This is a genomic window from Flavobacterium tyrosinilyticum (assembly GCF_023656565.1).
Taxonomy (GTDB): Bacteria; Bacteroidota; Bacteroidia; order Flavobacteriales; family Flavobacteriaceae; genus Flavobacterium; species Flavobacterium tyrosinilyticum.
Map to the genome: position 1 here is coordinate 38462 of NZ_JAMOKG010000001.1, position 14212 is coordinate 52673.

Consider the following 14212-nt stretch of genomic DNA (forward strand, 5'->3'; position numbering starts at 1 on the left):
TAATCCAAGACAAAACTTATTTACCGTGAAAAAATTACTGTACATTATCGTTTTAATCCCTTTTATTACAAATGCGCAAACAGTAAGTGGAATTGTTAAATCTCAAGCGACAAACTTACCGATAGAAAATACCAATATCTATTCATTAAATACTAAAATTGGAACTTTAACCAATGGAAAAGGAGAATTTTCATTGAATAATAAAATAAATCCAAATGACACTCTTCAGGTTTCTCATATCGGATACATCACAACAAAAATTGCAATTACAGATTTGAAAAAATCAAATTATGTTATCTCTCTTGAAGAAGATGTTGAAACTTTAAAAAATGTAACTGTAACCGATAATAGGTGGTCGAAATTAAAATCGAAACTTGAATTCACCAAACTATCACCTTTGGAGTATGGTATTTATTCTTTTGGCTCCGTAGTAGCAAATGGTAAAATTTATGTTATTGGAGGTGACAATAGTGAACAATGGAATGTTTTAACTACTATAAAATCAAAAGACATTGGTGGAGGTGATCCTAATAGATTTAATGATCCTATTTTTTTAAACAAATATCTTCAAGAGATTGGAGGCGATCAAGGTAAAGTTTTTTACAAGGGAGATCTCCTTATTTATGATCCAAAAACAGATGTATGGGAGAAATCAAACCAAAAATTAAAAAAACGAGCTTACCATAGTATAAATTTTTACAATAACACACTGTATGTTTTGGGAGGAAAAAGAGGGCCTCTAGGCAATAAAAAACATGAATTTCTAGATAATGAAATTGAAGTTTTTGACCTTAACACAAATCAAATTGCAATTGACAAAACAAATCCACATAAAGCCGTAAACTTTGCTTCCTTCACCTACAAGGACAACATTATTGTTATGGGTGGATCAATAAAATCAACTGTAAGAGGTGCAAAAATTTTTACAGATAAAGTACATCTGTACAATTTAACTTCTGGCCTTTGGTATGAGTTAGCAAAAATGCCAGTAGCCCAAGAAGTAAGCGGAGTTTTAATTGAGGACAAAATTTTCACAATTGGCAATACCGACAATAGAAGTTTTTCTGAGATTCAGAGTTTCGATTTGACAAATGAAAGCTGGAAAAAGGAAGCAACTTTACTTTGCCGACTCGAAAATCCTGCAGTTACATACAATGAAGACACTATCTACATGTTTGAAGACGGAAAACTGTTCGTTTACAATACAAAATCAAAACTAATTAAAGAATTTTATATTAATCTTGAGCTAAAATGTGCTGCAATGCACTTTATTAATGACAAATTATATATCATTGGAGGATACGATTTCAGCAATTACTACGCATCTCCTTCATCAAAAACATACAGCATTTCTATAGATGAATTTGAGACCACAAGACCTTACCGAATTAGAGTTCTATCACAAGATAGTTTAGCAAACAAAAACTAATCTCATCAACATATTGCTTAAAAAAAACAAAAGCCCTGTTTTCACAGGGCTTTTGGATTATATAAAATTTAAATATTAAGCTTTTCCGGCTGCAATTAAATTTAATGCAGAACCTGCAACAAACCAGCCAATTTGACCTGCGTTGTAGGTATGGTTTGCCAAGATAATATCTTTTGTACCATCTGCATGAACAAATTCTAATGTTAATGGTTTGCCCGGAGCAAATTCTGTTAAATCTAAGAAATTAATGGTATCATCTTCTTGGATTTTATCGTAATCTGCTTCGTTTGCAAATGTCAATCCTAGAAGACCTTGTTTTTTAAGGTTAGTTTCGTGAATACGAGCGAAAGATTTCACCAATACCGCTTTAACTCCTAAGAAACGAGGTTCCATAGCCGCATGCTCACGAGAAGAACCTTCTCCGTAGTTATGATCTCCAACTACGATAGATGGAACTCCAGCCGCTTTGTATGAACGAGCTACAGCAGGAACAGCATCATATTCGCCAGTCAATTGGTTTTTAACAGAGTTTGTTTTTTGATTGTAAGCATTTACCGCTCCAATCAACATATTGTTTGAAATATTATCTAAGTGCCCACGGAAACGCAACCAAGGTCCAGCCATAGAAATGTGGTCTGTAGTACATTTTCCGAATGCTTTAATTAACAATTTAGCACCAGTAATATTTTTACCGTCCCAAGCATCAAATGGAGCTAATAATTGTAAACGCTCTGAAGCTGGATTAACCACTACTTGAACACTTGAACCATCTTCTGCGGGAGCTTGAAAACCTGGATCTTCAGCATAGAAGCCTTTAGCAGGAAGTTCGTCTCCTGTTGGCTCGTCAAGCATTACCTCTTCTCCATCTTCGTTGATTAATTTATCTGTCAATGGATTAAAACTTAAATCACCTGCAATAGCTAAAGCTGTTACCAATTCTGGCGATCCTACAAAGGCCAAAGTATTTGGATTACCATCTGCACGTTTTGAGAAGTTACGATTGAAAGAGTGTACAATGGTGTTTCTTTCTTCTTTTTCTGCTCCTTCTCTATCCCACATACCAATACATGGTCCGCAGGCATTTGCAAAAACTGTTGCCCCAATTTTATGGAAAGTATCAATAAATCCATCTCTTTCGATTGTAGAACGAACTACCTCAGAACCTGGAGTAATTGTAAACTGTGATTTTGTTTTTAAATTTTTATCGGCAACCTGTCTTGCCAATGAAGCTGCACGAGAAATATCTTCGTAAGAAGAGTTAGTACAAGAACCAATCAAACCAACTTGAATTTGTAATGGCCAATTATTTTTAACCGCTTCTTCTTTCATTTTAGAAATTGGAGTAGCTAAATCTGGAGTAAAAGGACCATTTAAATGCGGTTCTAATGTAGATAAGTCTATTTCGATAACTTGATCAAAATATTTTTCTGGATCTGCATACACTTCTGGATCTCCTGTTAGGTAAGAAGCAATTTTATCTGCAGCATCAGCCACTTCTGCTCTATTTGTCGAACGTAAGTAACGGCTCATTGAATCATCGTAACCAAAAGTTGAGGTTGTAGCTCCAATCTCAGCTCCCATATTACAAATTGTTCCTTTACCTGTACAAGACATCGCTGTTGCACCTTCACCAAAATACTCTACAATAGCTCCAGTACCACCTTTTACAGTTAGAATACCTGCAACTTTAAGAATAACATCTTTTGGAGCTGTCCATCCCGATAATTTACCAGTTAATTTAACTCCGATTAATTTAGGAAATTTAAGTTCCCAAGCCATTCCAGACATAACATCTACAGCATCTGCTCCACCAACACCAATTGCGACCATTCCTAAACCACCTGCATTTACAGTATGAGAATCGGTACCAATCATCATTCCGCCCGGAAATGCATAATTTTCAAGTACAACTTGGTGAATAATTCCAGCTCCTGGCTTCCAGAAACCAATTCCGTATTTATTAGAAACAGAAGATAAGAAGTCAAAAACCTCATTACTCTGTGTTTTTGCTCTTGCCAAATCGGTTACAGCATCTACTTTTGCCTGAATTAGGTGATCACAGTGAACCGTTGTTGGAACCGCCACTTTAGATTTACCAGCATGCATAAACTGTAATAATGCCATTTGTGCAGTTGCATCTTGACAAGCTACGCGATCGGGTGCAAAATCAACGTAATCAATTCCTCTTCCAAACGCCTTATTAGGATTTCCATCCCAAAGGTGATTGTATAAAATTTTCTCTGTTAAAGTAAGCGGACGACCAACAATCTCGCGCGCTTTATCAACGCGACCTGGCATGTTTTCGTACACTTTTTTAATCATTTCGATATCAAAAGCCATAGATTTTTTGTTTTTATTATTCTTTTTTGAACATGACAAGTTACAAAAAATAGAACAATTATTACTAAAAAAGCCCGAGTTTTACGACTCGGGCTTTAAAGATATTATTAAATAATCTTTCGATTACATAACTAATTGTTTGTTAGAAGGTGCGAACTTAGTTAAGTTAATACCATCTACCGCAGCAGTGTATTCTTCCATTGTTGGAGTTCTACCTAAGATTGTAGAAAGAACCACAACTGGAGTAGAAGAAAGTAAAGATTCTCCTTTTTTACCTTCTTTATCTTCTACAACTCTTCCTTGGAATAAACGAGTAGATGTCGCCATTACTGTATCTCCTTTAGCTGCTTTTTCTTGGTTACCCATACAAAGGTTACATCCTGGACGCTCTAAGTATAACATGTTTTCGTATTCTGTACGAGCTTCACCTTTAGGAGCGTTATCGTCAAATTCGAAACCTGAGTATTTTTGTAAAACTTCCCAGTCACCTTCTGCTTTTAACTCATCAACGATATTGTAAGTAGGAGGAGCAACTACAAGAGGAGCATTAAATTCAACTTTTCCTGTTTGCGCTTCAACGTTTTTCAACATCTGTGCAAGGATTTTCATATCTCCTTTGTGAACCATACAAGAACCAATAAATCCAAGATCCACTTTTTTCTCTCCACCATAGAAAGATAATGGTCTGATGGTATCGTGAGTATAACGTTTAGAAACGTCTTTATTATTAACATCTGGATCAGCGATCATTGGCTCAGCAATTTGATCCAAATCAACTACAACTTCAGCATAATATTTAGCATTTGCATCTGGAGTTAAAGCTGGTTTCTCTGCAGATTTAATTTCAGCAATTCTCTTATCTGCTTTATTGATCAATCCTTGAAGAACGTGTTTCTCGTTATCCATTCCTTTGTCGATCATGATTTGGATTCTGCCTTTAGCAATTTCCAATGATTCGATTAAAGTATCATCTTCAGAAATACAGATAGACGCTTTTGCTTTCATTTCAGCAGTCCAGTCAGTAAACGTAAACGCTTGGTCAGCAGTTAATGTTCCAATGTGAACCTCAATAATTCTTCCTTGGAAAACATTTTCTCCTCCAAATTGGTGAAGCATTTGCGCCTGAGTAGCATGAACCACATCACGGAAATCCATGTACCCTTTCATATCTCCTTTGAAAGTAACTTTTACAGACTCTGGAATTGGCATTGAAGCTTCTCCAGTAGCCAATGCAAGAGCAACAGTTCCTGAGTCAGCACCAAAAGCAACACCTTTTGACATTCTTGTATGAGAGTCACCACCAATGATGATAGCCCATTCATCAATAGTAATATCATTAAGCACTTTGTGGATTACATCTGTCATTGAATGATAAACTCCTTTCGGGTCACGAGCTGTGATTAAACCGAAATCGTTCATGAATTTCATCAATTTAGGAATGTTTGCTTGCGCTTTTTTATCCCAAACCGAAGCAGTGTGACAACCAGATTGGTAAGCACCATCAACAATTGGAGAAATTACTGTAGCAGCCATAGATTCTAATTCCTGAGCAGTCATTAGACCTGTAGTATCTTGAGAACCTACAATATTTACTTCTACACGAACGTCAGAACCAGCGTGTAATACTTTACCTGGCGCAATACCAACTGCATTTTTGTTAAAGATTTTCTCTACTGCAGTAAGACCTTGTCCTTCATAAGAAACCTCTTTTGATGGAGCGTAAACAAGAGGTGCTTCAACATTTAAAACTTTCGCAGCCAATGTTTGAAGTTTTTTACCAAATACGATAGCATAAGAACCACCCGCTTTGATAAATTCCATTTTTTGAGGAGTAAATGCTTTAGAAACATCAATCAATTCCTGATCGCCATTATAAAGTTTTTTCTCTTTAATATTTATAGTAAGAACCGTTCCTGTAGCAACAGAATATGCTTGCTCTAAAATTGGCTCATCATTTTCATTACGAATAACGTTACCTTCTGCATCAACTTTCTTTACCCAGTTTTTAAGGTCTAAACCAATACCACCAGTAACATCAACTGTTGTTAAGAAAATTGGAGAAATTCCGTTTGTTCCTCCAACAATTGGAGCGATATTAACGAATGGAATATATGGACTTGCTTGCTTTCCTGTCCAAAGTGCTACGTTGTTTACACCTGACATTCTAGAAGAACCAACTCCCATTGTTCCTTTTTCAGCAATTAGCATTACACTTTTATCTGGGTGCTGTGCTTGTAATGCTTTAATTTCTTGTTGCGCCTGAGGAGTAATCATGCACTGACCATGAAGTTCACGATCTGAACGAGAGTGGGCTTGATTTCCTGGAGAAAGTAAATCTGTAGAGATATCACCTTCACCAGCAATAAAAGTAACCACTTTAACTTCGTCTGCTACTTCTGGAAGTTTTGTAAAAAACTCAGCTTGAGCATAACTTTCAAGGATTTCTTTTGCAATTGCATTATCATTTTTGAATGCCTCTACCAAACGATCTGTATCTGCTTCGTAAAGGAAAACTTGGGTCTTCAATACTTTTGCCGCTTCTTTTGCGATAGCAGTATCATTACCTAAAGCCAAGTCAAGCAATACTTCAATTGACGGCCCACCTTTCATGTGTGAAAGCAACTCAAAAGCAAAAGCTGGAGTGATTTCTTTTACTACCGATTGACCAAGAATAATTTCTTTTAAAAACTTTGCTTTTTCACCTGCAGCACTTGTAGTACCTGGTAATGTATTGTAAATAAAAAACTTAAGAGAGTCTTCGCGATTGGCGTTATCTGCATCTTTAATTTGGGAAATGATTTCGCTTAATAATTCAGCTCCATCAATTGGTTTAGGGTGTAACCCTAGATTTTTTCTTTCTTCAATTTCTTGAATGTAATCCTGATAAATATTCATAATAAAAGCGGATTTATTTTTTTGAGGCAAATTTAAGCATTAAAGGCGATAATTAAAAAAAATTTAATAGAACAAGCCTTTTCAAAAATTATTATTGCTAAAAAACGATTTTGACTGCTTGTTTTTGACAAAAACTCAATTTTACATCAAAATAATGAATTATTAACATTTAAAGATCTTTTCTTTAACAAAGTCGAAATTTGATGTTAGAAAACAAGTAAGTTTTTACCTCTATTTTCATGAAGAATCTTTCTAAATAAGCAATTATAACGTTATAGTTGGGATTTTAGACGTCTTTTGAGAAGAGTTTTTGACTTGCTAAAAACAAAAAATCCTGACAATAAATTATCAGGATTCTATAAATGTAAATTTTAATTTTACATTAATTTTTTAATAATAACTTCTTCTGTTATACCTTCAGCATCAGCTTTATAGTTTTTAATAATTCTGTGTCTCAAGATACCCGTCGCAACGGCTTGAACATCCTCAATATCTGGTGAAAATTTCCCATTAAAAGCCGCATGTGCTTTTGCTGCTAGAATTAAGTTTTGCGAAGCCCTTGGTCCTGCTCCCCAATCTAAATAGTTTTTCACAAAATCGTTAGTTAAACTATTATCTGGACGAGTTTTGCTTACTAGAGTTACCGCATATTCTATAACATTATCTGCAACAGGAATTCTGCGAATTAGGTGCTGAAAATCGATAATTTCTTGAGCTGTAAATAATGGATTAATTTCTGTTTTAACATCAGAAGTTGTTCTTTTTACAACTTGAACTTCTTCTTCAAAAGTTGGATATTCCAATTTAATAGCAAACATAAAACGGTCTAATTGCGCTTCTGGCAAAGGATAAGTACCTTCTTGCTCAATAGGGTTTTGAGTCGCTAAAACAAAATATGGCAAATCTAATTTATGATGTTGTCCTGCAATTGTCACCGATCTTTCTTGCATGGCTTCTAGCAAAGCTGCTTGTGTTTTTGGTGGCGTTCTGTTTATCTCATCAGCCAAAATAATATTAGAAAAAATGGGACCTTTAATGAATTTGAAGTTCCTATTTTCATCTAAAATTTCACTTCCTAAAATATCAGAAGGCATCAAATCTGGCGTAAACTGAATTCTTTTAAAATCCAGACCTAAGGCCTGAGACAAAGTATTAATCATTAAGGTTTTTGCTAAACCAGGAACTCCAATTAAAAGTGCGTGTCCTCCAGAAAATATACAAAGTAAAATTTGATCTACAACGGCGTCTTGCCCTACAATGATTTTCGCTATTTCTTTTTTTAATTCATTTCTTTTTTGAACTAAATTGTGAATTGCTGTTACGTCAGACATTTATGAATGTATTTAAAATTAAAAAGAGTTAATTCTATGAATTCATAAAACTAACTCTTTTTATTTATTTATTAAAACTTATTTTTTCAACCAATTGTTTGCAAAAGAACAGTCTTTATACTCACCGATAATTTTGATGTAAGTATCTTTAATTTTAGCATCAAACCATTTTGCAATGGCATTAATCTGCTTTTCTTTTAATGCTAATTCTTTGATCTTAGTATAATCTTTAGCATAATCTGCAGTATGATCTTCAATTCTGTTGGTAACTGTAATTAACTTATATGTTTTTTTACCTTTATCATCAGTATTTAAAAGTGGCTGAGAAATCTCATCTCCTTTTAAATTTGAAACCTGGCTGTATAAAGTCGGATCCATTTTTGTCAACTCAAATCGAGTATCTTGTGTGGTTGGATTTACCAATGTTCCTCCGTTTGCTCTAGTTTCCTTTTCATCAGATTCTGTTCTTGCCGCTTCAGCAAAAGTCAATTCTTTATTGATGATTTTATTTCTAATATTTGTAATTCTTTCTTTTGCTTCTTTTAAAGCTGCTTCAGAAACAGTTGGAGCAATCAAAATATGACGAAGCTCTACTTCTTGCCCTTTAATTTTTTCTACCATAATAATATGGTATCCAAAAGTAGTTTCAAATGGCTGAGAGATCTCACCCGCTTGCAAACTAAATGCAACATCTTTAAACTCTTTAACAAAAGGAGTTTTTCTTGTCATTTTATAATATCCTCCGTTTGGTGCAGATCCTGGATCTTGAGAATATAAAACTGCTTTTGTTGCAAAACTAGAACCTTCTAAAACGTCTTGTCGAATTGCATTTAACCTATCGATAACTTTTTGCTTGTCTTCTTTAGAAATTTTAGGCTCAACAACAATCTGCGCTACTTCCATTTCGGCTCCAAAAGTTGGCAATTCATCTTTTGGGATTTTCTTAAAGAAATTACGAACTTCTTCTGGAGTGATTTCAACATCTTTAACGATCTTATCTCTCATTTCTGATGCTAGTTTTTGCTCCTTTAAGATATCAGCAAAATATGTCTTGAACTCTTCTACAGAACTTTTTTTATAATATTCAACAACTTTATTGATATCTCCTACCTGTTGCGTCATGTAATTAAGACGATCTTCCATCATTCCTCTTACCTCTGCATCACTTACAATAATACTATCCTGAATTGCTTGGTGAGCATATAATTTATCTTCTAAAAGTTTACCAAGCATCTGGCATCTTGTAATATCTTTTACAGATCCCCCTTGCGCAGTAATTTCTAAAAATCCTTTATCGATATCAGAATCTAAAACGATGTAATCTCCTACTGTCGCAATAATTCCGTCGATTTTCAATTTCCCACCAGAAGGAACTTCAATTGGTTTTTGAGCCACAACATCAGGAATAATTTCTTGCGCTGAGATAATTGGAGTAAAAAAAAGAAAAAAACAAATTGTTAGTGCAAACCTGTAATCAATTGTTTTTAGCTGTAATTTTTTTAATAGCATTATTTTAATTTTTATTTGAATGTAAGCCTGTTTTAGATAATCCCTCTGAAACTATGTATGTTCATCAAACATAAATAATTAAAGTATAGTTCTTTCGTAACTTATAACGAACAAAAATAACAATTCAATTACATAATCCAACTATCCGATATAGTATTAACAAAAAATTATAGGATAGTTCTCTTTCAATGTATGAAATCATGTATTCCGGTTTTTCTAATTCAATGAAAGACAGTTTCTAATTGCTCTCAAAATTTAGTTTTAAACATCAATAAATAACTAATTATAAGCATCATAAAAAAAAAGTTCTCAACACTACAACGTTTTCGTTACAAACTGTTTTCTTACAAATTAAAATTAAATCAAAAAAAATTTACTTTAGATGCGTAATTAACAATTTAAAGGACGAAAAAATAGCAATATATACATTTTTAAACCTAATAATTAAACAATTACAAAGCTTACTATTTAACTTAACCACATCTATTATGAAAAAACCTATTTTAAAATTATGCCTTATTACGGCATTTAGCGCACTTCTGTATTCGTGTTCTGAAAATGAAATCAACCAATCGGATGCAAAAACTGAAAGTCAAAAATTTAAAATCATTGATGTTACGCATCACGATGGCAAACCTTTCAGTACAGGAGCTTCAGGCAATTCTTCAACAGGAAAATATGTTGATAATCCTGGCGGAGGTGTTATGATGCAAGCTTTCTATTGGGATGTGCCCGCTGGAGGAAATTGGTGGAATACAGTAAGCAGTAAAGTAACGGCTTGGGGAAATGCTGGAATTGGCTCAATTTGGCTTCCACCTGCTTCAAAAGCACAAAATGGAGCATTTTCTATGGGATATGACCCAACAGATTATTTTGATTTTGGCGACTATAACCAGAATGGAACAACGGAAACAAGATTCGGATCAAAAACCGAATTAGTAAATTTGATTACAGCTGCACATGCAGAAAACATAAAGGTTTATGCGGATATTGTCATTAACCATAACAGTGGCGGACAATCTGAAGCGAATCCTTTTACTGGAACAAATACTTGGACTAATTTTAATGGAATCGCGTCTGGAAAGTTCAAACGTACTTATGCTAATTTTTACAAAAACAGCTATGGCAATAATGACGAAGGCTCGTTTGGAGGATTTCCTGACTTATGCCATGCCGATCCTTATGTAAAAGATTGGTTGTGGATTAGAGCTGATGGAGTTGGTAAATACTATAAAAATACCATGAAATTTGATGGCTGGAGATTCGACTATGTAAAAGGATTCGGTGCTTGGGTTGTAAATGCTTGGAATGCTAATGTAGGCGGATTTTCTGTTGGAGAATTATGGGATTCAAATGTAAATGTATTAAATGACTGGGCAAACGCAGCAAATAGCTCTGTTTTTGACTTTGCTTGTTACTACAAAATGAATGACGCTTTTGACGGAAATAATCTTGCTCTTTTGAATGATGATATGATGTGGAAACGTAATCCATACAAAGCTGTGACTTTTGTAACCAATCATGATACAGATGAAATTTGGAGCAAAATGCTTGCGTACTCCTATATATTAACTCACGAAGGTTATCCAACTATTTTTTATAGAGATTATGAAGAATGGCTAGATAAAAACAAATTAAATAATCTAATCTGGATCCATAACAACAAAGCAACAGGAACAACTTCTATTTTATATTCTGATAATGACGAATATGTTGCACGAAGAAATGGATATAACGGAAATCCAGGATTGGTAGTTTACATTAATAACTCTGACGTTTGGCAAGAAAGATGGATTCAGACCAATTGGGCTAATACTCAAATTAAAGATTTTACAGGAAACTCAACTTGGTACCCAACTACTCAGGCAGACAAATGGGTAAAAATACAATGTCCTCCAAAAGGATATTCAATTTGGTCAATTAATCAGTAATTTTAAAAATGACTATTTAAGGCTGTTGCAAAAAAGCCTTATTTTTTTGTTTAAAAATCCCGTTAGAAGTAAAGACTACCAAATTTAGGAACTGAATATTTTTATAAAGCCGTAATTTAATAGTACTTTTGCAACCTATTTATACGAAATATGAGCTTTTTAAAAGAAATACAACGCAGAAGAACATTTGGAATTATATCGCATCCCGATGCCGGTAAAACGACATTAACAGAGAAATTACTTTTATTTGGAGGTGCAATTCAAGAAGCAGGAGCTGTAAAGAATAACAAAATTAAAAAAGGAGCAACGAGTGACTTTATGGAAATCGAACGCCAAAGAGGTATCTCGGTTTCGACTTCTGTGCTTGCTTTTAATTATAAAGATAAAAAAATCAATATCCTTGATACTCCTGGACACAAGGATTTTGCTGAAGATACATTTAGAACTTTAACTGCCGTAGACAGCGTAATTGTTGTAATTGACGTTGCTAAAGGGGTTGAGGAACAAACAGAAAAATTAGTTGCTGTTTGTAGAATGCGTAATATTCCTATGATTGTTTTCATCAACAAATTAGACCGTGAAGGTAAAGATGCTTTCGATCTAATGGATGAAGTAGAACAAAAATTAGGTTTGAAAGTTACACCGCTAAGTTTCCCAATCGGAATGGGTTACGATTTCCAAGGAATTTATAATTTATGGGAAGAAAATATTAACCTTTTCAGCGGAGACAGTCGTAAAAATATCGAAGAAACAATTGCTTTTTCTGATGTACAGAATAATCCAGAATTAGATAAAATTGTGGGTGAAAAAGCAGCTAATAAACTTCGCGAAGAATTAGAATTAATTGACGAAGTATATCCAAAATTTGAACGTCAAGATTATTTGGATGGAAAAATTCAACCTGTATTCTTTGGTTCTGCTTTGAATAACTTTGGTGTTCGTGAATTATTAGATTGTTTCATTACAATTGCACCATCTCCAAGAGCTAAAGATTCTGAGACTCGTACAGTTGAACCTACAGAGGAGAAAATGACTGGATTTGTTTTTAAAATCCACGCCAATATGGATCCAAAACATCGCGACCGTTTAGCCTTTATCAAAATTGTTTCTGGAACTTTCGAAAGAAATAAGCCTTATTACCACGTTCGTCAGAAGAAAAACTTGAAATTTTCAAGTCCGAATGCCTTTTTTGCTGAGAAAAAAGAAATTGTAGACATTTCTTATCCTGGTGATATTGTTGGTTTACACGATACTGGAAACTTTAAAATTGGAGATACTTTAACAGAAGGAGAAATAATGAGCTTTAAAGGAATTCCAAGTTTCTCTCCAGAGCACTTTAGATACATTAACAACGCCGATCCGATGAAAGCTAAGCAATTAGAAAAAGGTGTAGATCAGTTAATGGATGAAGGTGTAGCGCAGTTGTTTACTTTAGAGATGAATAATCGTAAAGTTATCGGAACTGTTGGAGCGCTTCAGTATGAGGTAATTCAATATCGTTTAGAGCACGAATATGGCGCTAAATGTACTTACGAGAACTTCCCTGTTCATAAAGCGTGCTGGGTAAAACCGGATGATGCTAAAAACGAAGAATTCAAAGAATTTAAACGTATCAAACAAAAATTCCTTGCTCATGATAAATATGGTCAATTGGTATTTTTAGCTGATTCTGATTTCACTATTCAAATGACACAAAGTAAATATCCTAGTGTTAAATTGTATTTCACATCAGAATTCGATTAATTTCTTTTGAAAGAAAAAAAACATAAAAGGCCTGTCTAATTTACTAGACAGGCCTTTTATTTACATTCCCCACAATATGCAAATTTAATTATTGTCCTGTATAATTAATTCCTAATCCACCAGCAATATAAATTTTAGTAAGTTCTTCTGAAGCAATAATCATATTTTGTTGCAATATATTTCCCTTAACCGATTTTATGTTAAAAGGGATTTGTTTGGCAAGATAGTAGTCATTTCCACTTATCGTAACCATAAGCGTTTTGCTGTCTTTTGAAACTTCTGTTGTTATAGAAAATTCCCCAGTTTTTGCATTTATTTTCACTGCGTTTCCAGAATTGTTAACAGAAAGTGATAAGTTAGAATACGCATCTCCCCTAAATGGTCTTTTAGACTTAGCTTCAATTAACTTGCCTTTAATTATTATCAAAACCTCTTTATCTACAGTTTGATTATATGCAACTTTACCTTGAGCGTAATAAGCTGGTTCCGGACAATTTGCCTCTGTTTCTATAATTTGTTTTTCCTGTCCAACAACGTTATTTGAAGCAAGTAAAATAGTGGCGGCTACTGCAGCATATTTAAAATTACTTATTCTTGACGTTTCATCATATTGAAATTCTTCTTCTAGTTGAGAAACTTTTAATCTGGCGCAAATGCTTTTGCCTTTGTTTTCTGAAATGAATTTAGCTACCTCAGAGTTGGTTTTTCTACTCAAATCAATTACATTTTTCATACAAGAATTACAAAATGAACCATTTGAATTTGGAATCATTTTATCAAAATTTTCAGAACATGGACTTGCTATTTCTAAGGTGAATTTCTTTTTCATACTGTAATTATTTAAGTTAAAAATCACGAAAGGATTATTATACTTATATAGAGTATGTTTTTGAATAAAAGGTTGGGAAAAGAATAAAAAAATATTTGGCATAAAAAAAAGCGCTAATGAAATCAGCGCTTTTTTATAATTTGAATTAATCAACCTTTACTAAGTCATTATATTTCAAAATTTAATCTTTTTTAGGCAATAGCAA

General features: G+C 33.8%; 8 protein-coding genes. 3 read left to right on the plus strand and 5 right to left on the minus strand.

The genetic code is table 11. The features are described 5' to 3' along the window. The first annotated feature begins 25 nt into the window (after positions 1-25). A complete protein-coding gene (locus NCC77_RS00175) occupies positions 26-1429 on the plus strand; it encodes a Kelch repeat-containing protein (protein ID WP_250833866.1) in 1404 nt (467 codons plus the stop codon). A 75-nt stretch (positions 1430-1504) separates the two neighbouring features. Here the strand turns inward: NCC77_RS00175 and NCC77_RS00180 are convergent, their stop codons facing one another. The 4 genes from NCC77_RS00180 to NCC77_RS00195 all read right to left on the minus strand — a co-directional run bounded on the left by NCC77_RS00180 (position 1505) and on the right by NCC77_RS00195 (position 9504). Further along, entirely contained in the window at positions 1505-3769 is a 2265-nt protein-coding gene (locus tag NCC77_RS00180) for an aconitate hydratase (protein ID WP_250833867.1), read from the minus strand. 123 nt (positions 3770-3892) lie between these two features. Beyond that, positions 3893-6664: a bifunctional aconitate hydratase 2/2-methylisocitrate dehydratase gene (locus NCC77_RS00185; RefSeq protein ID WP_250833868.1), complete on the minus strand. Its 2772-nt coding sequence runs from the start codon at positions 6662-6664 to the stop codon at positions 3893-3895. A gap of 377 nt (positions 6665-7041) precedes the next feature. Beyond that, entirely contained in the window at positions 7042-7995 is a 954-nt protein-coding gene (locus NCC77_RS00190) for an AAA family ATPase (protein ID WP_095928768.1), read from the minus strand. A gap of 78 nt (positions 7996-8073) precedes the next feature. Beyond that, positions 8074-9504 (minus strand): peptidylprolyl isomerase, encoded by a 1431-nt coding sequence (locus NCC77_RS00195; RefSeq protein WP_250833869.1) that lies wholly within the window; start codon positions 9502-9504, stop codon positions 8074-8076. Between the two features lie 488 nt (positions 9505-9992). On the opposite strand from NCC77_RS00195, the gene NCC77_RS00200 reads away from it, so the two are divergent. Then, positions 9993-11435, plus strand: a complete 1443-nt coding sequence (locus NCC77_RS00200) for an alpha-amylase (RefSeq protein ID WP_250833870.1) — start codon at positions 9993-9995, stop codon at positions 11433-11435. Between the two features lie 150 nt (positions 11436-11585). Beyond that, complete coding sequence (locus NCC77_RS00205; protein WP_160781177.1) at positions 11586-13178, plus strand: peptide chain release factor 3; 1593 nt, start codon at positions 11586-11588, stop codon at positions 13176-13178. Between the two features lie 88 nt (positions 13179-13266). Here the strand turns inward: NCC77_RS00205 and NCC77_RS00210 are convergent, their stop codons facing one another. Further along, positions 13267-14007: a hypothetical protein gene (locus NCC77_RS00210; RefSeq protein WP_250833871.1), complete on the minus strand. Its 741-nt coding sequence runs from the start codon at positions 14005-14007 to the stop codon at positions 13267-13269. Positions 14008-14212 lie beyond the last annotated feature (205 nt).

Excerpts from the sequence above, each read along its gene's own strand:
- NCC77_RS00185 (WP_250833868.1), bottom strand. The coding sequence starts at position 6,664 with ATGAATATTTATCAGGATTACATTCAAGAAATTGAAGAAAGAAAAAAT.
- NCC77_RS00210 (WP_250833871.1), bottom strand. The coding sequence starts at position 14,007 with ATGAAAAAGAAATTCACCTTAGAAATAGCAAGTCCATGTTCTGAAAAT.
- NCC77_RS00200 (WP_250833870.1), top strand. The coding sequence starts at position 9,993 with ATGAAAAAACCTATTTTAAAATTATGCCTTATTACGGCATTTAGCGCA.
- NCC77_RS00180 (WP_250833867.1), bottom strand. The coding sequence starts at position 3,769 with ATGGCTTTTGATATCGAAATGATTAAAAAAGTGTACGAAAACATGCCA.
- NCC77_RS00190 (WP_095928768.1), bottom strand. The coding sequence starts at position 7,995 with ATGTCTGACGTAACAGCAATTCACAATTTAGTTCAAAAAAGAAATGAA.
- NCC77_RS00195 (WP_250833869.1), bottom strand. The coding sequence starts at position 9,504 with ATGCTATTAAAAAAATTACAGCTAAAAACAATTGATTACAGGTTTGCA.
- NCC77_RS00205 (WP_160781177.1), top strand. The coding sequence starts at position 11,586 with ATGAGCTTTTTAAAAGAAATACAACGCAGAAGAACATTTGGAATTATA.